General features: G+C 72.4%; 17 protein-coding genes. 7 read left to right on the plus strand and 10 right to left on the minus strand.

Translation table 11 applies throughout. The annotated features are described in order from the left end of the window. Positions 1–113 precede the first annotated feature (113 nt). The gene (locus LOK46_RS01400; protein ID WP_273562142.1) at positions 114–443 is read right to left on the minus strand and encodes a CsbD family protein; all 330 of its coding nucleotides are present in this window, start codon (positions 441–443) and stop codon (positions 114–116) included. Between the two features lie 550 nt (positions 444–993). On the opposite strand from LOK46_RS01400, the gene LOK46_RS01405 reads away from it, so the two are divergent. After that, entirely contained in the window at positions 994–2,967 is a 1,974-nt protein-coding gene (locus LOK46_RS01405; protein WP_273562143.1) for a M23 family metallopeptidase, read from the plus strand. Positions 2,968–2,985: 18 nt separating this feature from the next. Here the strand turns inward: LOK46_RS01405 and LOK46_RS01410 are convergent, their stop codons facing one another. From LOK46_RS01410 to LOK46_RS01430, 5 genes are all read right to left on the minus strand, one after another. Next, positions 2,986–3,153, minus strand: a complete 168-nt coding sequence (locus LOK46_RS01410; RefSeq protein WP_273562144.1) for a hypothetical protein — start codon at positions 3,151–3,153, stop codon at positions 2,986–2,988. Positions 3,154–3,326: 173 nt separating this feature from the next. Continuing rightward, positions 3,327–4,067, minus strand: a complete 741-nt coding sequence (locus LOK46_RS01415) for a phosphatase PAP2 family protein (protein WP_273562145.1) — start codon at positions 4,065–4,067, stop codon at positions 3,327–3,329. A 9-nt stretch (positions 4,068–4,076) separates the two neighbouring features. Further along, a complete protein-coding gene (locus LOK46_RS01420) occupies positions 4,077–5,342 on the minus strand; it encodes an MFS transporter (protein ID WP_273562146.1) in 1,266 nt (421 codons plus the stop codon). 81 nt (positions 5,343–5,423) lie between these two features. Further along, positions 5,424–8,582, minus strand: coding sequence for an efflux RND transporter permease subunit (locus tag LOK46_RS01425; protein WP_273562147.1), 3,159 nt, complete (start codon positions 8,580–8,582; stop codon positions 5,424–5,426). A gap of 25 nt (positions 8,583–8,607) precedes the next feature. Beyond that, complete coding sequence (locus LOK46_RS01430) at positions 8,608–9,768, minus strand: efflux RND transporter periplasmic adaptor subunit (protein WP_273562148.1); 1,161 nt, start codon at positions 9,766–9,768, stop codon at positions 8,608–8,610. 166 nt (positions 9,769–9,934) lie between these two features. On the opposite strand from LOK46_RS01430, the gene LOK46_RS01435 reads away from it, so the two are divergent. Then, entirely contained in the window at positions 9,935–10,468 is a 534-nt protein-coding gene (locus LOK46_RS01435; protein WP_273562149.1) for a TetR/AcrR family transcriptional regulator, read from the plus strand. Between the two features lie 63 nt (positions 10,469–10,531). On the opposite strand, the gene LOK46_RS01440 is transcribed toward LOK46_RS01435, so the two are convergent. Further along, positions 10,532–11,515 (minus strand): LacI family DNA-binding transcriptional regulator, encoded by a 984-nt coding sequence (locus LOK46_RS01440; protein ID WP_273562150.1) that lies wholly within the window; start codon positions 11,513–11,515, stop codon positions 10,532–10,534. A 186-nt stretch (positions 11,516–11,701) separates the two neighbouring features. On the opposite strand from LOK46_RS01440, the gene ptsP reads away from it, so the two are divergent. From ptsP to LOK46_RS01460, 4 genes are all read left to right on the plus strand, one after another. Further along, entirely contained in the window at positions 11,702–14,266 is a 2,565-nt protein-coding gene (gene ptsP / locus LOK46_RS01445; protein ID WP_273562151.1) for a phosphoenolpyruvate--protein phosphotransferase, read from the plus strand. Then, positions 14,263–15,213 (plus strand): 1-phosphofructokinase, encoded by a 951-nt coding sequence (pfkB, locus tag LOK46_RS01450; RefSeq protein ID WP_273562152.1) that lies wholly within the window; start codon positions 14,263–14,265, stop codon positions 15,211–15,213. Before ptsP ends, pfkB begins: the two co-directional genes overlap by 4 nt. A gap of 63 nt (positions 15,214–15,276) precedes the next feature. Continuing rightward, positions 15,277–16,998 carry a fructose-specific PTS transporter subunit EIIC gene (locus tag LOK46_RS01455; protein WP_273562153.1) on the plus strand — a complete coding sequence of 574 codons (1,722 nt, stop codon included), beginning with the start codon at positions 15,277–15,279 and terminating at the stop codon, positions 16,996–16,998. Positions 16,999–17,062: 64 nt separating this feature from the next. Continuing rightward, entirely contained in the window at positions 17,063–18,517 is a 1,455-nt protein-coding gene (locus LOK46_RS01460) for a carbohydrate porin (RefSeq protein WP_273562154.1), read from the plus strand. Between the two features lie 28 nt (positions 18,518–18,545). Here LOK46_RS01460 and LOK46_RS01465 read toward each other — a convergent pair whose 3' ends face one another. After that, positions 18,546–20,162, minus strand: a complete 1,617-nt coding sequence (locus tag LOK46_RS01465; protein WP_273562155.1) for an adenylate/guanylate cyclase domain-containing protein — start codon at positions 20,160–20,162, stop codon at positions 18,546–18,548. A 396-nt stretch (positions 20,163–20,558) separates the two neighbouring features. Between LOK46_RS01465 and LOK46_RS01470 the strand changes: the two genes are divergently transcribed. Beyond that, positions 20,559–22,157 carry an FAD-dependent monooxygenase gene (locus tag LOK46_RS01470; RefSeq protein WP_273562156.1) on the plus strand — a complete coding sequence of 533 codons (1,599 nt, stop codon included), beginning with the start codon at positions 20,559–20,561 and terminating at the stop codon, positions 22,155–22,157. 75 nt (positions 22,158–22,232) lie between these two features. Here LOK46_RS01470 and LOK46_RS01475 read toward each other — a convergent pair whose 3' ends face one another. Then, positions 22,233–22,937 (minus strand): MOSC domain-containing protein, encoded by a 705-nt coding sequence (locus LOK46_RS01475; protein ID WP_273562157.1) that lies wholly within the window; start codon positions 22,935–22,937, stop codon positions 22,233–22,235. Continuing rightward, positions 22,934–23,482: a peroxiredoxin family protein gene (locus LOK46_RS01480; protein WP_273562158.1), complete on the minus strand. Its 549-nt coding sequence runs from the start codon at positions 23,480–23,482 to the stop codon at positions 22,934–22,936. The genes LOK46_RS01475 and LOK46_RS01480 overlap by 4 nt, the downstream gene beginning before the upstream one ends. Positions 23,483–23,613: the final 131 nt, after the last annotated feature.

Consider the following 23,613-nt stretch of genomic DNA (forward strand, 5'->3'; position numbering starts at 1 on the left):
CGGTGGCCCCGTGTTGCCGTGATCCGCGCTTTCGCCGCGACGCCACCGTCCCGGACTTGGCCGCGAGCCGCGACCCCATCGACGCAGTGCCGACGGCGGCGCGGGGATCGGCGTCAGAGACGGCTGACGAGGAAGCCGAGTCCGAAGCCGACGAGGCCGGCCACAATCAGGGAGGCGTGGGGCCACGCGACGGATTTCTGATGGCCTTCCCAGGCGACCTGCCGGCTCCGGTCGTAGGCCTCGGCAGCGTGGTCCGAGACCTCGTCGGCCGCGTGCCGCACGGCGTCCTTCGCTTGGCCGTAGAGATTCTCGGCGGTGCCCTGCGCCTCGCGCAGGCGCCCCTCGACCGCGTGCCGATCCGAGCCGACCGCGTCGCCGACCGCGCCCTGCACCTTGCCGCCGAACTCGCGTGCGGCGCCCGTGATCCTGTCCGTGTCGACCATTGCCGTGCTCTCCGACTCCGTCGCGGGCCGGTGTCGGAGCCGCGGTGGCCCGACACCCGTCCCTCTGATGCGACTGGGGCAACAGCGGTCACCTCCGCCCGTTCCCGAGATCGCTCGCGACGGACGGTCGATCTACCGCGGTCGGGCACGCCGTTTCACGCCCCCGTGATGCATCGGTCCTGGTCGCCCGCGGAGCTTCGCCACGCCGTCGGCGCGAGGCAGTCGTCGCGTCGGAGCATTCAGGACGCGGCACAACGGTCGCCAGACCGGTCGGGCTGTCCAGCATCTCGACTTCCGGGACCTGGCGCGGCTGGTTTTGCAGCCGCCGGTGGTCCTCGGCGATCGCGGCCGCGTGCGCGGCGGCCGTCCCGGAAGCCCGGGGCCTCGAACCCGCGCGAGATCTGCGCCTCCGGTCGCGGCGCCGTCGACCCCAGCGCCGGGAAACCCAGGCATGCGCGTGGTCGGCGGACGATCGCGTCGGGCGCGTTCCGCAGCCTCATTCAGGCCGCACTCACCGCCGAAGCGGCAAGCTTGAGCGTGAGGGGACCGGATGAACCAGGGCGGACGAGTACCGCGCGGAGAGCTGCCCATTCTCCACCGCTCCCTGTCGCGCGACGTCACCGTGCCGCCGGCCGACGGCGCGACGCCGCTGGACCGGCGACGCCTGAACCTGCGCTGGCTCTGCGCCAGCTCCCTGATCGCCACCTGCGGCGCGGCCCTGATGGGGGCGGCGCTCCGCATGTCCGTGGACACCGATCTCGCGCCGGCCATGCCGACGCTCCGCAAGGGTCCCGCCCAGGTGGCGGAGGGGCAGGGGGTGGTCGGACGGCGCGGCGACCGCCTCGTGCGGCACCAGCTCGTCGCCTCGGACCGGGAGGAGTTCTCCGCGCCGGTGGCCCACCAGGCGGGCGCGCGCGAGATCATCCGAACCCAGCCCTTCGTGCGGCTCGTGACCAGCCTGTCCTCCGGCGACGAGGTCGACGGGCAGATCCCGCCCTTCGATCCGACGCACCAGTTCGCCGAGGACGGGCAGTTCGCCCCGGCTTCCGACGAGCCGACGGACGACCCGTCCGGGACCATGGTCACGATCACGCGCTCCGATCTCGCCGGCACCCCGGTCCCCGACGACGCACCCGGCCTGAGCGACGAGGACGTCACCGCCCTCGTGGAGACGCAGGCGCGGGTCGCGCGGGAGACGGGTTCGCGGATCGCCGTGCCGTTCGCGCCGCAGAGGCAGCTGTCGCAGATCCTGGTCGGCGCGCTGGACGACGACGCGGCCGCGAAGGCCGCCGGCGTCGATTCGGGCCGCGACCCGTTCCGCGCGATCGAGGTGCGTGTCGTTCCGGAGAACATCACGGACCTCGCCGAGACCGAGCCCGCATTGGGCCTGAGCCTCACCGAGACCCGCGACGTCGTGCTCAAGCGCGGCGAGACCCTGGCCGACGCGCTGGCGGCGAACGGCGCCGAGCCCGCGCGCGCGAAGGCCATCCTCGCCGCCTTCAGCGATCACGCCCGCACCGGGCTGCCCGAGGGGCAGCACGTGGACCTTCTCCTCATCCGGTCGCGCGCCGGCCAAGCCGCGCGGCAGATCGCCCGCGTGACGCTGTACGGCGCGGGCGGCGTCGAGGAGATCGTCGCGGAACGGGATTCCGGCGGCTTCGTCACGGTCGCGCCGCCGTCGGCGCAGGTCGCGGCGGCGCGTTCGGGCGACGACGGCGACGGCTCCGACGCGAGCCTCTACAGGAGCATCTACGAGGCGGTCCTGCGCAACGGCCTGCCCGGCATCCTGGCCGAGCGCATCGTCGGCATCTTCGCGTTCGGCCTGGACATGCAGCAGCGGATCACCCCGTCCGACCGGCTGGAGGTGCTGTTCAGCCCGAGCGAGAAGGCGGGCGGGCCGCCGGAGGTCCGCTACGTTGCCCTGACGCTCGGCGGCATGAAACACCGCGCCTACCGGTTCGAGGCGTCCGAGGCCGGCGCGGCGAGCTACTTCAGCGAGACGGGCACATCGCTCCGCAAGTTCCTGATGCGCATGCCGATCGCGGAGGGGCGGATCACCTCGCCGTTCGGCACGCGCGTTCACCCGATCCTGCACTACGCCCGCTTCCACAACGGCGTCGACTGGGCCAACAAGGCCGGCACGCCGATCATGGCGACCGGCGACGGAACGGTGGCGTACGCGGGCCCGCGCGGCGGCTACGGCAACCGCGTCGAGATCCACCACGCCAACGGCTACGTGTCGGCCTACAATCACCTGCAGCGGCTCGCGCACGGCGTTCAGGCCGGCGCCACCGTCCATCAGGGGCAGGTGATCGCCTATATGGGCTCGACCGGGCTCTCGACGGGGCCCCACGTCCACTACGAGGTGAGCGTCAACGGCCGCTTCCTGGACCCGATGACGATCCGCCTGCCCGACAGCCAGGGCGTGTCGGCCAGGCTGATGACGGCCTTCGAGCGGCAGATGGCTTCCACGAACGCGCTTCGCCACCACGGCACCCTGGCGATGTCCGCGCTGCCGCTCTGAGCCGGTCGCCCAGGCTCGTCAGGCGTCCTGCGCCCGCCGCTTGGCCTTCTCCAGGCGCCGCAAGCCCCGGATCGCGCGGACGAGGCGCTTGGCCTGCCGCTTCTCGCACGTCTCCGTGACGGCGCGGCCAGCGACCTTGACCATGAAGTGACCGTCGGCGGCCTTCTCCTTGGTGACGCAGTGCATGGCTGCCTCTCCCGCTGTCCGAGGTTCGGTTACCGAACGGCCTGTCTCCAGGATTCCCCAGCGCGGCCCGTGACTTGCGACGGTGAAGCGCGATTCTGGCGGTAGATGGGGATGTCGGGCGGCCCCGCAAACCACCTCCCGGCTTCGTGATCCGGCCGGGACAACTTTCCCCGTCATCGCGCCGAGTCGCCGCCGGCCGCCGAGACCTCGGCCCTGGCTCGATCGAGCTCCCGCTGGAAGCGGGGATCGCGCAGCAGCGCCTCCGCGATGACGGCCGCGGCGATCCGCCCGGCCTCGAGGTCGGACGGGGAGTGGGTCCCGGCGATCATCCGGTCGGCGCCGTAGCCGGCCGCGAACGCGAACAGAGCCGCGCGATTGGCGGGAACGAGCTGCGCCAGCACCGTCGCCGCGAGGTAGCCGAAGGTCGCGTGGCCGCTCGGGTAGGAGGTGCTGTCGGAACGGTGTCCGAACGTCGCGAGATCGGGCTCGAGGGTGTAGGGGCGCGGCCGGGCGATGGCGGTCTTGGCGGCGAGCACGAACAGCTCGCCGTCCTGGAACACGCGCTCGATCAGCGCGGCGGTGACGGGCATCGCCCGCGCGGTCAAGGCCGGTCCCAGAACCTCGGTGAAGCGGTCGAGCGTGCACGGCCGGTTCGCGGTGATGCGGCGCTCATCGTCGGGCGTGCGGGCACCGACGGCGGCCTCGACGGCCAGAAGGTCCGCCCGTGCCGCCTCGGAGCCCGCCTCGGGCGGCGGCGGCAGGACCCGATGCAGCGCCAGGGCCTCCGGATCGATGTAGGTGCTGTGCAGCGTGCCGGCGACGGCCGGGAGGGCGGCCGGAAGCGCGAACACGACGAGAGCGGCGAGGCAGGCAGTCCGCGAGCGGCGCCCCGCGCCGGTGATCCGAGGCCTCATCATCCCTCCCTACGCGCCTCGCGACACACCCCCGGGCAGCAGCCCTCGCAGCCACGCGCTCGGACCGCCGCGCGGCGCCTCGGGGGCGCAGGCGAGGTAGGCCGCGTCGAATCCGGCCGCCTGGACCAGACTCCCGGCGATCACGAACGACAGGGCCGCGCCGGCACCCTCGATGGTCCCGATCAGGCCGTGGGCGGCATTGTAGCGGCCGGTCCCGCGGGTGATGTCGGCCATCACCAGGGGTTTGACCGCGCTGAGCTGACCGGCGCCGACGCCGTCGAGGCACTGGACGGCGATCAGCCAGAACGAGTCGCGCCAGACGAGATCGAGCAGGGCCCGCGCGGGCAGGGCGGCGATGCCGATCACCAGCATCGGCTTGCGGCCCCAGCGCTCGGCCCGGCGACCGACGAGGAGGCCCATCGGCACCATCACCGCCTGCGCGCCGATGATGCAGACGGAGACGATGACGGACGACCAGTCCGGCCGGGTCCGGCCGATCTCCTGCGCGACCAGGGTCAGCAGCGGCGCGTTGGCGAAGTGGAACAGCATCACGCAGGCCGCGAAGACCATCGGCGGGCGGCAGGTCAGCAGCGTCCGCCAGCGCCTCGGCGCCGCGTCCGCCTCGCCTTCGCCGCGGGCCCGCTGCCCGTCGATCGCCCGGCGGGGGATGGCGTAGAGCGACGCGGCGGAGACGGCCGCGCAAGCCGGGACGAGGAGGAAGACGGCGCGGTCCGGGAAGAGCCAGCCCACGAGGCCGATCAGTCCGGCGATCGCCACGTTCCCGGTCCGCTCGAGGGCGGCGTTGCAGCCGAACCGCCGGGGAAGCTTACCGGACGGGAACAGCCCGAGGATCAGCGTCGCGATCGCCGGGTTGAGCATCCCGCCGACCGCGGCGAGGACGCAGGAGGCGGCGAGGACGAACCAGAAGTGCGGCGCCACGGCGAGGAGCACGGTGGCCAGCGACAGGTTCACGAGCGCCCAGAGCAGGATCCGCCGCTTGTCGCCCACAACGTCGATGGCGGTCCCGATCGGCGTCTGCGCCGCGATGCCGACGATCCCCGACACCGTGCCGACCAGCCCGACCGCGCCGTCGTCCCAGCCGCGATGCACGTAGAGGTACACGTTCAGGTAGGGCTTGATCGCCCCGTTGACGTCGATCAGCAGGAGCGTGAGCAGATCGAGGGCTCGGGCGACTGACGGGCCCCGCGGGGCCGGCTCCGTCGCCCCTCGCGCGCCGATGGCCTGCGTCGACCGGTCGGCTCCCTTCCCAGCCAACCTAGGGCACCGGGCGCCGGCCCGGAGGCGTCGGTCCACCTTTGGTCGGTCACCGGGATGGGCCGTCGCCGCGAACGCGCCTCAGAGCGAAGGCTCCGGCGCTCCCGGGACGACTGCCCGCGCGCCGCCATCCGCCGGGCTCGAAGCCGCCCGGACGCCCATGCTCCGGGCGATCAGCACGTAGAAGAGCGGCGTGACGAACACGGCGAGCACGGTCGCGGTGATCATGCCGCCGAGCACGCCCGTGCCGATGGCCCGCTGGCTGTTCATGCTCGCGCCGGTGGCGACGGCGAGCGGCACCACGCCGAGGATGAAGGCGAACGAGGTCATGATGATCGGCCGGAAGCGCAGCTCGCAGGCCTCCAGCGCCGCTGCGTGGACGGGACGGCCCCGCGCCACGAGGTCTTTGGCCACCTCGATGATCAGGATCGCGTTCTTCGCCGTCAGGCCGATCACGGTGATCAGCCCGACCTTGAAGTAGACGTCGTTCGGCATGTCGCGGACGAGCATGGCGAAGATCGCCCCGACCACGCCCGTCGGCACCACGAGCAGCACCGCCAGCGGGATGGCCCAGCTCTCGTAGAGCGCCGCGAGGCAGAGGAAGACGCAGACCAGCGCCAGGACGAGCAGGTAGATCGCCTGGCTGCCCGACAGCTTCTCCTGCAGCGACTGACCGGTCCAGGCGAAGTCGAAGCCCGGCGGCAATTGCGCCGCGAGGCGCTCCATCTCGGCCATGGCGTCGCCGCTGGCGTAGCCCGGCGCAGCGCTGCCGGAGATCTTGATGCTCGGGTAGCCGTTGAAGCCGACGACCTGCGACGGACCCATCGTCCAGGCGACCCGCGCGAAGGACTGGAGCGGCACCATCTGCCCCTTGGCGTTGCGCACGTTCAGGTCGAGCAGGTCCTCGGCCCTCATCCGCCGCCCGGCCTCCGCCTGCACGATCACCCGCTGCATGCGCGCCTGGTTCGGGAAGTCGTTCACGTAGGCCGAGCCGAGGCTGGTCGAGAGCGCGTCGTTGATGTCGGCGAAGGTGACGCCGAGCGCGTTCGCCTTCTGTCGGTCCAGGGTCAGCTCGATCTGCGGTGCGGTCGGCAGGCCCTCGACGTAGACGCCCTGCAGGATCGGGCTCTGCTGGGCCGCCTTGAGCAATTGGTCGCGCGCGGCGACCAGGGCGGCCTGCCCCTGCTGCGCCTTGTCCTGCAGGCGGAAGGCGAAGCCGCTCGAGTTGCCCAGTGCCTCGATGGCGGGCGGCGACAGCGCCATCGCGATGGCGTCCGGCAGGCCGCCGAGCACCGCGTTGGCCCGGGCGCTGACCGCCTCGGCACCGTTGCCGGGGCCGCGCTCCGCCCAGTCCTTCAGGGTGACGAAGGCGATGGCGGCGTTCTGGCCCTGGCCCGAGAAGCCGTAGCCGAGCAGCGTCGTCCGCGCCGCCACCGCCGGCTCGGCTCCGAAATGGTCCTCGATCCGCCGGACCACGTCGAGGGTGCGGCCCGCGGCCGATTCCGGCGGCGTCTGCGCGTCGACGATGACGTAACCCTGGTCCTCGATGGGCAGGAAGCTCGTGGGCATGCGGAGGTAGCCCCAGCCGAGGGCCGCCACGAGGGCCGCGTAGACGAGGAGCGCCCGCACCGGCCGGTGCAGCATCTCGGCGACGCCGGACCGGTAGGCCCGCGTGCCGGCCTGGAAACGCCGGTTGAACCAGCCGAAGAAGCCGCCCTTCGCGTGGCCGTGGCCGGGCCCGACGGGCTTCAGCAGCGTCGCGCAGAGCGCGGGCGTCAGCGACAGGGCCAGGAAGGCCGAGAAGGCGATCGAGGTCGCCATGCTGACCGCGAACTGGCGGTAGATCACCCCGACCGAGCCCGGGAAGAAGGCCAGCGGCACGAAGACGGCGATCAGCACCGCGGTGATGCCCACGATGGCGCCGGTGATCTGGCCCATGGCCTTGCGGGTCGCCGCCCTCGGGGGCAATCTCTCCTCGGCCATGATCCGCTCGACGTTCTCGACGACCACGATGGCGTCGTCCACGAGGATGCCGATGGCCAGCACCATGCCGAACATGGTGAGCACGTTGATCGAGAAGCCGGCGACGAGGAGCGCGCCGCAGGTCCCGAGCAGCGCCACCGGCACCACGATGGTCGGGATCAGGGTGTAGCGGATGTTCTGCAGGAACAGGAACATCACCGCGAAGACCAGCGCCATCGCCTCGGCGAGCGTCATCAGCACCTTGCGGATCGACACCTCGACGAAGGGCGTCGTGTCGTAGGGCACCGTCACGCTGACGTTGGCCGGCAGCGTGCGCTGGAGCTTCGCGATCCGCGCCTTCACGCCGGTCGCGGCCGCGAGGGCGTTGCCGCCGGGCGCGAGCTGGATGCCGATGCCGGCGGCGGGGCGGCCGTCCTGACGGGTCTGCATCGTGTAGGACTGGCCGCCGAGCTCGACCTCGGCCACGTCGCGCAGGCGGACGAGCGAGCCGTCCGGGTTGGCGCGCAGCACGATCTCGGCGAACTCGGCGACCGTGGTCAGCTGGCCCTTGACCAGCACGTTCGCGGCGATGCGCTGGCCCTCGGTCGCCGGCTGGGCGCCGACGATGCCCGAGGCGACCTGGGCGTTCTGCGCCTGGACCGCGGCCGTGACGTCGCCCGGCACCATGCCGAGCCCGACGAGCTTCACCGGGTCGATCCAGATCCGCAGCGCCTTCTCGGACGAGAACAGGGTGGCGCGCCCGACGCCCGGCACGCGCCGCAGCTCGCCCAGGATGCGCCGCGCGGCGAGGTCGCCGAGATCGCTCTCGCTCAGGGACCCGTCGCGGGAGCTGACCACGACGAACTGCAGGAAGCTCGTGCTGGCTTCCTCGACGATGATGCCCTGCTGGGTCACCGCCCGGGGCAAGCGCGCCTCGATGCGCTTGATCCGGTTCTGGACCGCCACCGTGGCCCTCGACGGGTCCGAGCCCGGCGCGAAGGAGGCGAGGATCTGGGCCTGCCCCGACGTATCGCTGGTGGACTCGAAGTACATCAGCCCCGGGATGCCGTTCAGCTCCTCCTCGATGATGCGGGTGACGCCGTCGTAGAGCCGCTCTGGCGGCGCGCCCGGGTAGGTCGCCGTCGTCTGGATCGTGACCGGGGCCACGTCCGGGTACTGCGAGACCGGCAGGAAGACGATCGAGATCGCGCCCACCAGCATGATGAAGATGGAGATCACCCAGGCGAAGATCGGGCGCTCGATGAAGAAGCGGGTCATGGTGGGTCGGGCCTGCGCGACAGGGTCAGGGCTGCGGGGCGGCGGTGGCCGTGCGACCGCCCGCCCACGGCACCGGGTTGACGGCCATGCCGGGCTGGATCTTCTGGAAGCCCTCGACGACGACGGTCTCGCCGGACTTCAATCCGTCCTCGACGATCCAGCCGGCGTCGGTCAGCGCCCCGGTGCGCAGGGGCCGCAGGGCCAGGATCCGGTCCGCGCCGACCACGAAAGCCTGGGCCTCGCCGGCGCTGGAGCGCTGAATCGCCTGCGCGGGCACGATGACGGCGCCCGGCTGCAGTCCGCGGGCGACGCGGATCCGGACATAGGCGCCCGGCAGCAGCGAGAGACGTGGGTTCGCGAAGGCGGCGCGCAAGCTGACCTGACCGGTGCCCGGATCGACGCTCACGTCCGAGAACAGGAGCTTGCCGGAATCGGCGTGCAGGGTGCCGTCCGCGTGGACGAGACGCACCTCGGCGCCTCCGGCCCCGCCGCGATCCGCCAGCAACCCGTAATCGGACGCGGAAGCGTTGAAGTCGGCGAAGATCGGGTCGACCTGCTGAATGACGGCGAGCTTCGTCGCGTCGCCCTGCCCGACGAGGGCGCCCTCCGTCACGAGCGCGCGGCCGATCCGTCCGCCGATGGGCGCCCGCACGGTGGCGAAGTCCAGGTCGATCCGGGCCCGGTCGAGCTGGGCCCTGGCACTCGCCACGTCGGCCTCGGCCTGCCGCAGGGTCGCGACGGCGACGTCGTGCTGAGCGGTGCTGGCCGCCTGCCGCTCCAGCAGCGTCTCGGTCCGCTCCGATTGCTTCAGCGCCTGCACCCGCGACGCCTCCGCGCGGGCGAGGGACGCGGCCTTCGCGTCGACCTCGGCCTTGTAGACCGCCGGGTCGATGCGGAAGAGGACGTCGTCCTTCTTGACGAGGCTGCCTTCCTCGAACGCGCGCTCCCGGATGATCCCCGAGACCTGGGCGCGGACCTCCGCCACGCGCGTCGAGGCGAGGCGACCCGGCAGGTCGAAGAGGCGCGGCACGGTCGCGGGTGCGACGGTCGCGACGGCCACGTCTATGGGCGGCGTTTCGGCCGCGGCCGTGTCGGTGGCGGCCGGCTTGCAGCCGGCCAGCGACGCGCTCACCACGAGCGCGACGAGGGTCGGGCGCCAGAAGCCGCGCGCGGTCGAGATCGACATGGACGAAACTGCTCCTCTTACCGCGCGGGATCCGGCGCGTCGGTCGGCCGAATCCCGGACCCGTCCGGCGTCGGCGCGACGACGGTGTGACGCTGCCCCACCGGTTGCGCCGCCGCGGCCGGCTGTTTAAATCCATCCGTATGGATTGAAAAGAGGGAAGGTCAGGATGGGGCGTCCGCGGAGCATCGACCGGGACAAGGTGCTCGACATCGCCGAGCGGATCGTGCGCGAGGAGGGGGCGACGGCGCTGACCTTCGACGCCGTGGCGAAGGCGGCCGGGATCACCAAGGGCGGCCTGCAATACTGCTTCGGCAGCAAAGACGATCTGGTCGCCGCCATGGCCGACCGCTGGCTGGCGGGCTTCGACGCGGAGGTCGCCCGCCACACGCCGGCCGACGGGACCCGCGTGGACCACGCGCGCGGCTACGTGACGGCGTCGGCGCGCATCGACGAGGCCACGCAGACCAAGATCGCCGGCATGCTCGTGAGCCTTCTGCAATCGCCGAAGCACCGGGAGCAGGCGCGCGGCTGGTACGCGGCGTGGCTGACGCGCCTCGAACCGGGCTCCGCGGCGGAGCGCAGGGCCCGCGCGGCGTTCTTCGCCGCGGAGGGCGCCTTCTTCCTGCGCAGTCTCGGCCTCGTCGCGTTGGACCAGGACCAGTGGGACGCCGTCTTCGACGACATCCTCGCGCTGCTCTGAACCGTCCGGGGTCCGGAGCTGCGGCGGTTCGGCACCCCGAGGCCGGCCGGCCTGCGGCCGCCGTCACCGCACCGCTGTCGACCCGCGGGGAACGAGGCTGCCGCTGAGGACCACCTTCCGGACCGGCTGGTCCGGCCGCTCGATCCGCTCGAACAGCAGGCGCATCGCCTGGGTGCCGATCTCGGCGACGGGCTGCTCGATCACGGTGAGGCCCGGCTCGGCGAGTTCGGTCCAGGGCTCGTTGTCGAAGCCGGCCAGCGCGAGGTCGCGCGGGAGCGCGAGGTTCAGGGCCCGGGCCGCCCGCACGGCGCCCATCAGGATGAGCCCGTTCGAGACGACGAGCGCCTCCGGCCTGTCGGGCTCCTGGAGCCAGCGCGCGGCCTCCGCCATCGCGGCCGCCGCGTTCGGCGCGACACTGCGGACCTGCGGCGCCAGACCGTGCCGGCCCATGGCCTCCTGATAGCCGGCACGGCGCTCCCGCGCGGTCGAACTCGTCGAGCCGAACAGGCCGCCGATCCGCGCGTAGCCCTGGCCCGCCAGGTGATCGACGAGGGTCGCGCAGGCCGCCACGTTGTCGAGGACGACGCTGTCGTAGGCCCCCGGCGGTCCCGACCGGTCGATCAGCACCACCGGGAAGTCGAGCGGTCGCTCGCCCAAGTCCTTCGAGGTCGTCACAGTCGGCGCGAAGATCACGCCCGTGACCCGCTCCTCTTCCATCAAGCGCAGGTACATCGCCTCGCGTGCGGGGTCCTCGTCGGTGTTGCAGAGGATGACCCGCATGTCGGCGCCGAAGGCCGCGTCCTCCACGGCCCGGCTCACCGCCGTGAAGAACGGGTTGCGGATGTCGGCGACGATCAGGCCGATTGTCCGGGCCGACTGGGACCGCAGGCGCCGCGCCGAGAGGTTCGGCCGGTAGCCGGTGGCGCGCACCGCCGCCTGCACCTGCTCGCGGAGCGCGTCGCTCACCGGACCCTGGCCGAGCGCGCGCGACACCGTGGCGGTCGAGACGCCCGCCGCACGGGCCACGTCGCGGATACCCACCTTCATCTCGTCGGCTCCCGGAAACGTTTCCAGCAGCGTTACACCGTTAGCGGCCGCTCGGTAAGACCGCGTCGAGGCTCGGACACGCCGTCTCGCGCACGTTGCGTTGACATTCATGCTGAAAACGTTTTCATTGATCCCAACGAAGAGGCGGCGAACCACCCGCCGCTCGCGATGGGAGGAGAGCACGCCATGCTCGCGTCGATACCGACCTTTGCGCCACGCATCCTGGTGCGTACCGGGGCCGCGCCTTCGGATAAGGACGCGGCGATCCGCGAGGCGGCCCAGCTTCTCACCGCCGCCGGCTGCATCGACGAGGCCTACGGCGAGAGCATGCTGCGCCGGGAATCGGTGGCGAACACCTATCTGGGCCACGGCGTCGTGATCCCGCACGGCATGGTCGACGAGCGCCACCTCGTGCGGCACAGCGGCCTCGCGGTCCTGCAGGTGCCGGACGGGGTCCTCTGGCACGACGGGCAGATGGCCCACCTCGTGGTCGCCATCGCGGCGCAGTCCGACACCCACATCATGGTCCTGCGCCGCCTGACGCGCCTGATCCAGGACGAGGCGCGGCTGGAGCATCTCCGCGTCACCCGGCGCGAGGCCGACATCGTCGCGGCCCTGTCGCAGGACACGGCGCCGGCGGCCGCGGGACCCGCCGCGGACCTGCGCCAGCGCTTCGACTGGACGGTCGACTACCCCACCGGCCTGCACGCACGCCCCGCGGCGCACTGGGTCGAGGTGGCGAAATCCTGCTCGGCGCGCGTTCAGGTCCGGCACGGCGCCCAGGTCGCCGACGCCAAGAGCCTCATCGGCCTGCTCCAGCTCGGGCTGCATTGCGGCGACGCGGTCACGATCTCCGCCGAGGGCGACGACGAGGCGGGCGCCCTGGCGAAGATCCGCGCGGCGGTCACGCGTCTCAGTGCCGGCGAGAAGGCGGCGGCGCGGCGCGCCGCGGAGGCCGCCGCCGAGGCCGCGGGCCCCGTCGCCGGCTGGAACCCCTCCGACGCGCCGCGGATCCTGGCCGGCATCGGCGCGAGTCCCGGCCTCAGCATCGGGCCGATCCACGTCCTCGCCGACGCCGCCGTGACGGTCCTCGACGAGCCCGAGCCTCTCACCACCGGCGCCGACCGCCTCCACCACGCCCTCGCGGCGACCGCGGGTCAGCTCAAGGCGTTGGCCGACGACACCGAGCGGCGGCTCGGCAAGGCCGATGCGGGGATCTTCCGGGCCCAGGCCGAGCTGATCGCCGACACGGACCTGATCACGCTCGCCTGCCAGCTCATGGTCGAGGGACACGGCGTCGCCTACGCCTGGCACCAGGCCGTGGACCGCCTCGCCGGACAGCTCGCCGCCCTCGGCAACCCGGTCCTCGCCGGGCGCGCCGCGGACCTGCGCGACGTCGGCCGCCGCGTTCTGGCGCAGATCGATCCGGCCCTGAAGGGACGCCACGCGCTGCCGGACCGGCCCTGCATCCTGATCGCGCCGGACCTCGCGCCCTCCGACACGGCGGGTCTGGAGCCGTCCCGCGTGATCGGCCTCGCCACCGCCCAGGGCGGCCCGAGCTCCCACTCGGCCATCCTGGCGCGGACCCTCGGCATCCCCGCCCTGGTGGCGGGCGGCCCGGGCCTGCTGGACCTGGTCGACGGCACGCCCGCGATCCTCGACGGCGGCACTGGCCGCCTCTACCTCGATCCGAGCGCCGCCGACATCGCGTCGGCCGAGGCGTGGCGTGACCGTCTGCGCCAGCAGGCCGAGGCGGAGGCGCGCGAGCGGACCCGTCCGGCCCGCACCCGCGACGGCCACGCGGTCGCGATCGGCGCCAACATCAACAACCCCGAGCAGGTCCCCTTCGCCCTCGATCAGGGCGCCGAGGGCGTCGGCCTGATGCGCACCGAGTTCCTGTTCCTGGAGCGCGGCGACACGCCCTCCGAGGACGACCATAACGCCACCTATGTGGCCATGCTGAAGGCCCTCGACGGCCGCCCGCTGATCGTGCGCACCCTCGACATCGGCGGCGACAAGCAGGTCGCCCACCTGCAGCTGCCCCGCGAGGAGAACCCGTTCCTCGGCGTGCGCGGCGCCCGCCTGCTGCTGCGCCGGCCCGACTTGATGGAGCCGCAGCTCCGCGCCCTCTACCGCGCAGCCCGGGACCATGTCGGCCCGGGCGCTCCGACCGGCGCGCACGCGCCGCTCTCGATCATGATGCCGATGATCACCTCGGTGCCGGAAGTCCTGCGTCTCCGGGCGATCGCCGAGGGGATCCGCGCCGAGATCGGTGCCCCCTACGTGCCGCTCGGCATCATGATCGAGGTGCCGGCCGCCGCGATCCAGGCGGACGTCCTCGCCCGACACTGCGACTTCTTCTCGATCGGCACGAACGACCTGACGCAGTACGCCCTGGCCATCGACCGTCAGAACACCGAACTCGCCCCCGAGGCGGATTCGCTGCACCCGGCTGTGCTCCGGCTCATCCTCATGACCTGCGAGGGCGCCGCGCGCCACAAGCGCTTCGTGGGCGTCTGCGGCGGCATCGCGGGCGACCCGTTCGGCGCCTGCCTGCTGGCGGGGCTCGGCGTCCACGAGCTGTCGATGACGCCGCGCGACCTGCCGGGCGTCAAGGCGCGGCTGCGCGGCGCCGACATGAGCGCGCTCCGGGCGCTCGCGAGCCAGGCCTGCGAGCAGGAGGACGCGGCCGCGGTCCGCGCCCTCGATCGTGAGCGGGCCCCGGAGCTCGGTACGGGAGTGGCCGCGTGAGCCCGCTCGTCACCCTCACGCTCAACCCGGCCATCGACCAGACCGTCGTCCTCGACGCCCTGGTGCCCGGGACGGTCCACCGCGCGCGGGCGGTCCGGTCCCATGCCGGCGGCAAGGGCGTCAACGTCGCCTGCTGCCTGGCCGACTGGGGCCTGCCGGTCACCGCTACCGGGATCCTGGGCGCCGACAACGCCGCGCCCTTCACCGAGCTGCTCGCCGAGAAGGGCGTCGCCGACCGCTTCCTGCGCGTCCCCGGCGAGACCCGGACCAACCTGAAGCTCCTCGACCGGCGGACCGGCGACACCACCGACATCAACCTGCCGGGGCTCACCGTCGCCGCCGACGCCCTCGGCGCGGCCCGGGCGGCGCTCCTCGACCACGCGGCCGGCGATGCCTGGGTCGTGCTGGCCGGCAGCCTGCCCGGAGCGCTGCCGGTGGACACCTACGCGGAGCTTGCGGCGCGCCTGAAGGCCCGGGGAGCCCGGGTGGTCCTCGACGCCTCGGGCCCGCCCCTCGCCGCCGCCCTCGCGGCCGGTCCGGACGCGCGCCCCTACGCGGTGAAGCCCAACCGCCACGAGCTGGAGGAATGGGCCGGCCGGGCGCTCCCGACCGACGCCGCCGTGCGGGCGGCGGCCGTCCAGCTGCGCGACCTCGGCATACCGGTCGTGGTGGTCTCGCTCGGCGCCGAGGGCGCCCTGTTCCTGACCGTGGCGGGCGCCGTGCGGGCGCGGGCCCCCGGCATCGACGTGGCGAGTACGGTCGGCGCGGGCGACGCCCTCGTGGCGGGCCTCATGGCGGCGCTCGCGGGCGGCCTCGACCCCGACAGGACAGCCCGGATGGCCGTCGCCTTCGCGGCCGGCAAGCTCACGCAGGCGGGCGCCAGCCTGCCGCCGCGCGCCGACGTCGAGGCGCTGATGCGTGCGGTGCGGACGGAACCGCTCGGCTGAAGCGCGCACCATCGGGCCGCGCGCCGCTCCGGGCGGCGGAGACCGTAAGCAGGGAGGGAAACCATGGCACAGTTGCTGGCGGTCGTGGGAGGCGGCGACCTCTCCACCCACGCCGTCCTCGCCCTCGAAGCGCTCCGCAGGGCGGCCGGCCGCCGCAACCAGCCGATCGTGCTGGAGCTGCGCGGCGCGCCCGGCGCCAACCCGCTGCCGGAGGAGGCCATCCACCACGCGGGCGCGGTGCTGCTCGTCGGGTCGGGCGACCTCGGCGAGGACCGCTTCGGCGCGCTGCGCCGGGCGCGGGCCGCGATCGCGGACGTGCTCACCGACGTCAACGCCGTGCTCGACCGGGCGCTCTCGGGCACCGAGGCGGCGCCGGCGTTCGGAACCTCGGCCGGAGCCGCGACGGGCACCAAGCGGATCGTCGCGATCACCTCCTGCCCCACGGGAATCGCCCACACCTTCATGGCGGCCGAAGGCCTGCAGGCGGCGGCCGAGGCCCTGGGCCACACGATCCGCGTGGAGACGCAGGGGTCGGTCGGTGCCCGCGACACCCTGACGGACGCCGAGATCGCCGCCGCCGACATCGTGCTGATCGCCGCTGATACCGGGGTCGACCGGGCGCGGTTCGCCGGCAAGCGGGTCTACGCGACCAACACCAAGGCGGCGATCCGCGATGGCAAGAGCCTGATCGGCACCGCTCTGGCCGAGGCGCAGCTGCAGGCGGCCGTCGGCGACGCCGAGGCCGCGGCGCGGCCGGAGGCGGCCGAACGGAAGGCCGGCGCCTACAAGCACCTGATGACCGGCGTCTCGTTCATGCTGCCGTTCGTGGTGGCGGGCGGCCTGCTCATCGCCCTGGCCTTCGCGGTCGGCGGGATCGACGCCATGGCGCCGGGCCGCGCGGGGACGCTCGGCTACGCCCTGGGGGAGATCGGCGCCAAAGCGGCGTTCGCGCTGATCGTCCCGGCGCTCGCCGGCTACATCGCCTACTCGATCGCCGACAGGCCCGGGATCGCGCCCGGCATGATCGGCGGCATGCTGGCGGCCAACCTTCAGGCGGGCTTCCTCGGCGGCATCGCGGCCGGGTTCATCGCCGGCTACAGCGCCCGCTTCCTCAACGCGCATATCCGGCTGCCCAAGACCCTCGAGGGCCTGAAGCCGGTCCTGATCCTGCCGCTCCTCGCCACCGCGATCACCGGTCTCCTGATGATCTACGTGGTCGGCGTGCCGGTCGCGGCGGTGCTGGCGGCGCTCACGATCTGGCTGAAAGGCATGCAGGGGGCGAGCGCCCTGGTGCTAGGCCTGATCCTCGGCGGCATGATGGCGGTCGACATGGGCGGCCCGATCAACAAGGCCGCCTACGCCTCGGCGGCGGCCCTGCTGTCTTCCGGCGTCGACGCGCCGATGGCCGCGGTGATGCTCGGCGGGATGACGCCGCCGCTGGGCCTCGCTCTGGCGACCCGCCTGTTTCCGGCCCGCTTCACCGGGCCCGAGCGCGAGGCCGGAGGCGCGGCCGCCGTCCTCGGCGCGGCCTTCATCACCGAGGGCGCGATCCCGTTCGCGGCGGCCGACCCGCTCCGGGTGATCCCGTCGCTGGTCGCGGGCTCCGCGGTGGCGGGCGCCGTGGCGCTCACCCTCGGCGTGACCCTGAAGGTGCCGCATGGCGGCCTGTTCGTCCTGCCGATCCCGAACGCCGTGACGAACCTGCCGGGCGCCGTGCTGGCCCTCGTCGCCGGCACGCTGGTCACCGCCCTCGCGGTCGGCCTCCTCAAAAAGCGCCCGGCCTGAGGCCCGGACCCGGAGCCGGCGACGATCGGGCCCGGACACCAGAGATCGTCACGGGGGATCCGACATGAGAGGTTTGGCGACGCGCGGCGCGCTGGCGCTCGGGTTGGTGCTCGCGCTGCCGCAGCCCGGATTTGGGCAGGAGGCCGCCACCGCCCTCGCGGCGACGGCGGTCGGCCCGGCGCTGCGGTCGGACGGACAGGGCTTCGGCGGGGCCGACAGCGCGGCCGGCGCCGCCGACACCCTCGGCCAGACCGCCACGCCGCCGACCCTGCCGCCGGGCACCCTCGACCTCGGCAACGGCCTGAGCGTCCTCGCCAACTATACGGGACAGGGGGCCATCAACCCGGTGGGCGGGATCCGGCAGGGCTCGGCCTGGGCCGGGCAGGTCTTCTTCGGCATCGACGGGGACCTGCAGCGCCTCGCCGGAATCGACGACGCCTCGTTCCACGTGGCGGTGACGAACCGGCACGGGCGCAGCCTGTCGAACGACGTCATCGGCAACAACACCAGCGTGCAGGAGATCTTCGGCGGCGGCCAGACCACGCGGCTGACGCTCCTCTCCTACCAGCAGAAGCTGTTCGACAACCGCCTCGACATCGAGGTCGGCCGGCTGGTCGCCAACATCGCCTTCCTGAACTCGCCGATCTACTGCAACTTCGAGTCCAATTCGGCCTGCGGCAACCCGACCTTCGTCTTTAAGACCTCGAACTTCACCTTCTGGCCCGTCTCCAGCTGGGGGGCGCACGCCAAGGCGTGGGTCACCGATACGGTCTTCTTCCACGTCGGCGCCTACGAGGTGAACCCGCTGCACCAGCAGCCGGGCGATAACGGCCTCGACTTCTTCCTGAAGGGCGCCACCGGCGCGATCGTGCCGTTCGAGCTCGGCTACTCGACCGCACCGGCCAACGACGCGCTGCCGCGCAATTACGGGATCGGCGGCTGGTACGACGCCTCGGATTACGCCGACCCGGCGCAGGACGTGACCGGGCGCCCCGCGGTGCTCACCGGCCTGCCGGCGATGACCCGGTTCGGCCGGTCGGGCGTCTACGCACGGTTCGACCAGATGGTGTGGCGTCCGGATCCCACCGCGATCCAGGGCCTGACGCTGTTCGGCGTCGCGATGGCCGGGACCTCGGGCCGGCTCGTCGAGGACTACTTCTTGGAGCTCGGGGCCCTGCAGACCGGCACCTTCACGGACCGGCCCTTCGACACGGTCGGCTTCGTCATCAACACGCAGGCCTTCAGCCGGCTCGCCGTGTCCAACATCGCGATGGCGCAGAGCGCGATGGGCCTGGTCCGCAAGACTCCGACCCAGCAGGTGATGATGGAGCTGAACTACGGGATCCAGATCAATCCGGCGATCCGATTGACGCCGAACCTCCAGTACATCGTCGATCCGGACAGGACGCGGTTCCCGTTCTACCGGAGGAACATTCCGGACGCCCTTGTATTCGGCGTCAAGCTGTCGGTCGATCTCTTCACCCTCGCGGGGCTCGCGCGCGGACCCGGCAGCCTGTGAGCGCCCGCTGCCGCGCTCGGACCAATCCTCAGCCGGCCGCGGTCGGCCGAGTACCGGCCTCCGCGGGGGAGCCGGTCATCCGGCGGTCAACGGCGGCGAGAGTGTCGAGCAGGCGCTTCCGGAGCCGCGCCGCGCCCTCCAGCTCCAGAGCGTCGACGTCGACGTAGAAGTCGATCCCCCGGGCGTGCTCGGAGAAGATGGTCTCCGGCGCCTCGGCGGTGAGGTCGCCCTCGATCGCGTAGGGGACGACCTCGCGGCTGATGCCCTTCATGCGGATCGGCTCCTGCGGGCTCGCCTGGACGATGTCGCTCACCAGCGCGTAGGTCTCGTAGCTCAGGGTGATGCCGCCCGGGACCGCGGCCGCCTGCAGGCGGGCGGCGAGGTTCGCCTCCGCGCCGATGATCGTGTAGTCCATCCGCTCGTCGCTGCCGAAGTTGCCGACGTTGCAGTAGCCCGTGTTGATGCCGATCCGGGCCTGGAATGGGCGCTCGATGCCGGATCGCCGCCAGCGGGCATTGAGCTGGCCGAGGCGCTTCTGCATCTCGATCGCCATGCGGACGCAGGCCTGCGCGTCCTCCCGGACGCCCCGGCTCTCCGGATCGCCGAAGAAGACCAGCATCGCGTCGCCGATATACTTGTCCACCGTGCCGCCGTGCTTGACCGCGATGGCGGTCATCTCGGTCAGGTACTCGTTCAGGAGCGCGGTCAGCTCCTCGGGCTGCAGGCGCTCCGTGGTAGCGGTGAAGTCCTTGATGTCGGAGAAGAAGATCGTGAGCTTCTTGCGCTCGGTCGCCACCGACACGTCCCGCTCGCCGCTGAAGATGCTCTTGTAGACCTGGGGCGAGATGTACTTGGCGATCTGCACTGAGACCGACGCCAGGAACCCGTTCGACTCAGTCAGCTCGCGGTTCATCCGGTCGATGAGACGGGACTGGCGGGCCTGCAGCAGCAGGAAGGTGGTGCCGGCGAGCGCCGCCAGGATGAAGTAGCCGAGCAAGTACTTGAAGGCGAAGACGTTGGCGGCGATCGGCTGGTGCAGGACGATCTCCTGGATGCCGCGGACGTCGCCGACCTTCCAGTCCGTCTTCGGGCTCAGGGGATGGGTGTTGTGGCAGCGCACGCAGGCGGATTCCATGCGGATCGGCGCCGCGATGAGGACCTGCCGGTCGACGATCGAGCCCGTCGTCTCGCGCACGAAGCCGGTCTGGGGGTGGGCCCGAAGGTCCGCCAGGGCCTGGATCTCGAACGCGTCGAGATCGTGCGGCTTGCGGTCCTTGAACGGGAGGTCGGAGACGAAACGATACTTCACCGCGCCGTCCCCGCCGCTGATCCGCTCGCCGAGCTCCAGGGAGAGCGTCGCGGGGATCGGGATGGCGTTCGGCACGCCCTTGTAATCGTGGCGCGTCTCGACCCGGCCGGTCGCGGTGTTGACCGCCTGGACGACGTCGCTGGCGTAGAAGCTGCGCATCTGGTCGATGATCCGGCCGGTCTCGATCGCCTGCGTGGCGAGCATGCGCTCGGACAGGCCGCGCAGGTCGAGCCATACCGCGACCGGCAGCCCGGCCAGGCCGAACAGGATCGCCGCCACGAGGAGTGGCCCCATGAACCGTTGCTGGCGCGCGACCGACTCGTCAAAACTCGACATCACCCACGACCCCGAGGCACCAGGACACGGCCCCTATGCTTGGGCCCTTCCCTATACAGACAATCCGCTGCCGAGAAGCGTTGACTTTCCGACCGCGACGCGAACCGTGGCATCAATGCAGTGTCTGCACGAGGTCGACTCCACGAAGTCAATCAACCGTAAGATGTCGTGGCGTACGCAGGCTCTCACGACGGGTCCCGAGACCTCGCGCAAGGCCGATCGCCGCCGGCTCGGCGCATCGCCCACCGGTTCGCTCAGACCGTTCCGGGCCCTCCCGCCCGTGGATTCCGAGCACGGCCGGTATCGTCGACGCCTCGACAGTCTGATTCCGATCGTGCGACCGTGGGATCGGACAGGGAGCTGCGCCGATCCAGGGTCGACCCCGGGGAGAATGCGATGGCGGATGTTCTGATCGTCGGGGCCGGTCCGGTCGGCCTGACACTCGCCTGCGAATTCGCTCGGCACGGGGCGCGCTGCCGGATCGTCGACGGCGCGGCGCAGCCTTCGCCCTATTGCCGCGCGATCGGGGTCACCCCGCGCACCCTCGAGGTCTGGGACGACATGGGCCTCGCCCGCGAGATGATCGACGCGGGTCTCTGGCTGACAGGCCTGCGCACGATTCTTCACGGCCAGCCGCCGGTCGACGCAATCGGTCCGCCCCTGGCCTTGCCCTACGCGTCGCTCGGGCTGCCCCAGTACGAGACTGAGCGCGTCCTGACCCGCCACCTGGAGCGCTTCGGCGTGCGGGTCGAGCGCGCCCTGCGCCTGACTGCCCTGGAACAGGACGACGCCGGTGTCCGCGTGCGATTGCAGGATGCCGACGGAGGGGTCGCGGAGGCGGGCTTCCGCTACGTCGTCGGCTGCGACGGCGCCCACAGCACGGTCCGGCGCCAGCTCGGCGTCGCGTTCGAGGGCGAGGCCTATCCCTGGCCGTTCATGCTCGGCGACGTGCAGATCGCTTGGGACGTCCCTTACGGCACGGCGGTTCGGGCCCTGCGCCTGAACGAGGACGCCCCGCCCGACATGTTCATCGCCATCCCGCTCCCCGAGCCGGGCCGCTACCGCGTCTCGATGCTCGCGCCGCCCCGCTTGGTGCCGGCGGGCGGCTCGGACCACGGCATCCAGGCCGAGCTCGAGGGCCCGTCGCTGGCCGACCTGCAGACCGTGGCCGACGATCTACTGCCGGGCGGTTCGCGCCTGTCGGACCTGCGCTGGTCGTCGGTCTACCGCATCAGCATGCGTCTCGCCGCCGCCTATCGGCGCGGCCGCGGCTTCCTGGCGGGCGATGCCGCCCACATCCACCCGCCGACCGGCGGCCAGGGCATGAATACCGGGATCCAGGACGCCTACAATCTGGCCTGGAAGCTGGCCCTGGTCCTCCGGGACGCGAGCCCCGAGGCTCTCCTCGACAGCTACGAGGGGGAGCGGCGCCCGGTGGGCGCGGACGTGCTCGCACGCACCCACAAGGCGAGCGAGCGATACGGTCGGGAGCGCGGCGGCGCGCCGGACCGCCTCGCCGACACGCAGGTTCTCGTCAGCTACCGGAACACGGCCTGGATCGCCGACGACGGGGCGGGGCCAAATGAGGCCGGCCCGAGGGCCGGAGACCGGGCGCCCGACGTGACCGGGCTGGTCCGCGACGGCCTCGGCTTCCCGACGCGGCTCTTCGATGTCTTCCGCGGCACCGAGCACGTCCTCCTCATCCACGCCCCGGCGGCGGACGCTGCGGCCGACCCCGATCTGCCGCTCTGGGCCCGGCAGCACCGTTCCCACCTTCGTGTCGCCGTCATCGGCGGCGAGGCGGCCGCGGCGGCTATCCCGGGCGTGACGACGCTCTCGGATCCGACGGGGACCTTCGGTCAGGCTTACGGCGCGGGGACCATGGCCTGCCTGATCCGGCCGGACGGGCATCTCGCTTGGCGCGGCCGGACGTGGCGCGAGCCCGGCCTGCACGCGCATCTCCGACGGCAATTCCCGTCGGCCTTCACGCAATGAGGGTGTGCAGCTGCCGGCGTCCGACCGGCAGCACCACCGATCGTCCATGAGACAACCTCATCGACGCGCCCGCGTTCACGCTTCCGGCCCGCGCTCCCCGCCGGCGACGCGCTTCGACCAATCCTCGACCGCACCGGTCCGCAAGCGCCGGCACAGGAGCAGGCGCCAGCTCTCCGCCAGTTCCGGAAGCGCGCTCGCGACCTGCAGCTCCGACCGGTTGCGCGTGTCGACGTAGAGGAGATGGATCAGGCGCGCGAGCGACCAGTCCGGCCGCGGACGCGCGCGGAGCTCGATCCTGTCGCCAGGCTCGGCGATGCCCGCCTCGAGGACCCGCCAGTACCAGCCCGTCCGCCCCGTTCTCTGCACGGCCAGCGCCATCCCGGTTCGTTCGAAGCGCCGGTCGAGTTTGAAGCAGGGCTGGCGCCCCTGGCTGACCTGCAGGAGCGCGGAGCCGAAACGCGCGATGTCGCCGATGCAGACGTCCCGCTCCGTCCAGGCCGTCGTCGCGAGATTCTCGCCGAAGGCGCCCGGTGCGGAGAGCAGCGGATGATCGCCGATCTCGGAGGCCCAGGCGGCGTAATGGTCCCGCGGATACTGGTGGAGCGCCTTCTCGGGGCCGCCATGGTAGCGAAGGTCGGCCTGGGCGTCGCCCACGAGACCGGTCGCCGTGATCCGCCAGGGCCCGGGCACGGGACGCTTGTCGATGCCGCTCGGCGGACCGCCCGACCCGAGCGGGGCAACCGGTCCGACGAGGACCAGGGGGAGAACCTGCGCCGTCATGGCCGCGGTTCCTCCGGGAGCCGGCAGCCGGATTCGTCGCATCTGTCCGCAGCCGGTTCCCCGCGCAGCGATGCCTTGCCCCGTGCGGCGATCAGCGAACCCACCAAGATCCCGAGCGCGAGGTCGTCGACCTGCCCGAAGGCGTGTTCGCGGACCAGCCCATCGCGGTCGATGACGATCGTGGTCGGCGTTCCGCGCATGCCGTAGCGCCGCATCGTCTGCGGGATCGGACCGTCCTCGCCGCGGCGGTCGACGGCGATCGGCAGTGTCATACGGTACTCGTGGATGAAGGCCTCGAGGGCTACCTCCGTCATGGCGGCGTGGTGCTCGAAGACCGCGTGCAGGCCGATCACCGCGACCGCGCCGTTTCCTGCAAACATCCGGTGCAGCTTCTCGGCCTGCGGCGTGCCGTGGGCCACGCAGCCCGGGCACAGCATCTGGAACGCGTGCAGCACGACGACCGTGCCGCGCAGCGCCGCGAGCGTGGGCGGCGCGGTCGTGTTGAACCACCGAGCGGTCGCGAGTTCCGGGGCCAGGATGGTCATGCAACTCCTCCGCAGTTCCGGTCGTCGATGACGAGCGGCGCGCTGGATTCGGGGCGCGGGCCACGCCGCTCTCTGTCGAGGCGGAGCCCGCGGGTGTCGCGGCCGGGCGACATCGGCCGCCGGGCCGCGGA

This window comes from Methylobacterium sp. NMS14P, assembly GCF_028583545.1.
Classification (GTDB): Bacteria; Pseudomonadota; Alphaproteobacteria; order Rhizobiales; family Beijerinckiaceae; genus Methylobacterium.

Coding starts and splice junctions, on each gene's coding strand:
- LOK46_RS01415 (WP_273562145.1), bottom strand. CDS start 4,067: ATGAGGCCTCGGATCACCGGCGCGGGGCGCCGCTCGCGGACTGCCTGC.
- LOK46_RS01440 (WP_273562150.1), bottom strand. CDS start 11,515: ATGAAGGTGGGTATCCGCGACGTGGCCCGTGCGGCGGGCGTCTCGACC.
- LOK46_RS01405 (WP_273562143.1), top strand. CDS start 994: ATGAACCAGGGCGGACGAGTACCGCGCGGAGAGCTGCCCATTCTCCAC.
- LOK46_RS01430 (WP_273562148.1), bottom strand. CDS start 9,768: ATGTCGATCTCGACCGCGCGCGGCTTCTGGCGCCCGACCCTCGTCGCG.
- LOK46_RS01460 (WP_273562154.1), top strand. CDS start 17,063: ATGAGAGGTTTGGCGACGCGCGGCGCGCTGGCGCTCGGGTTGGTGCTC.
- LOK46_RS01470 (WP_273562156.1), top strand. CDS start 20,559: ATGGCGGATGTTCTGATCGTCGGGGCCGGTCCGGTCGGCCTGACACTC.
- LOK46_RS01410 (WP_273562144.1), bottom strand. CDS start 3,153: ATGCACTGCGTCACCAAGGAGAAGGCCGCCGACGGTCACTTCATGGTC.
- LOK46_RS01435 (WP_273562149.1), top strand. CDS start 9,935: ATGGGGCGTCCGCGGAGCATCGACCGGGACAAGGTGCTCGACATCGCC.
- LOK46_RS01425 (WP_273562147.1), bottom strand. CDS start 8,582: ATGACCCGCTTCTTCATCGAGCGCCCGATCTTCGCCTGGGTGATCTCC.
- LOK46_RS01475 (WP_273562157.1), bottom strand. CDS start 22,937: ATGACGGCGCAGGTTCTCCCCCTGGTCCTCGTCGGACCGGTTGCCCCG.
- LOK46_RS01465 (WP_273562155.1), bottom strand. CDS start 20,162: ATGTCGAGTTTTGACGAGTCGGTCGCGCGCCAGCAACGGTTCATGGGG.
- LOK46_RS01455 (WP_273562153.1), top strand. CDS start 15,277: ATGGCACAGTTGCTGGCGGTCGTGGGAGGCGGCGACCTCTCCACCCAC.
- LOK46_RS01400 (WP_273562142.1), bottom strand. CDS start 443: ATGGTCGACACGGACAGGATCACGGGCGCCGCACGCGAGTTCGGCGGC.
- LOK46_RS01480 (WP_273562158.1), bottom strand. CDS start 23,482: ATGACCATCCTGGCCCCGGAACTCGCGACCGCTCGGTGGTTCAACACG.
- ptsP (WP_273562151.1), top strand. CDS start 11,702: ATGCTCGCGTCGATACCGACCTTTGCGCCACGCATCCTGGTGCGTACC.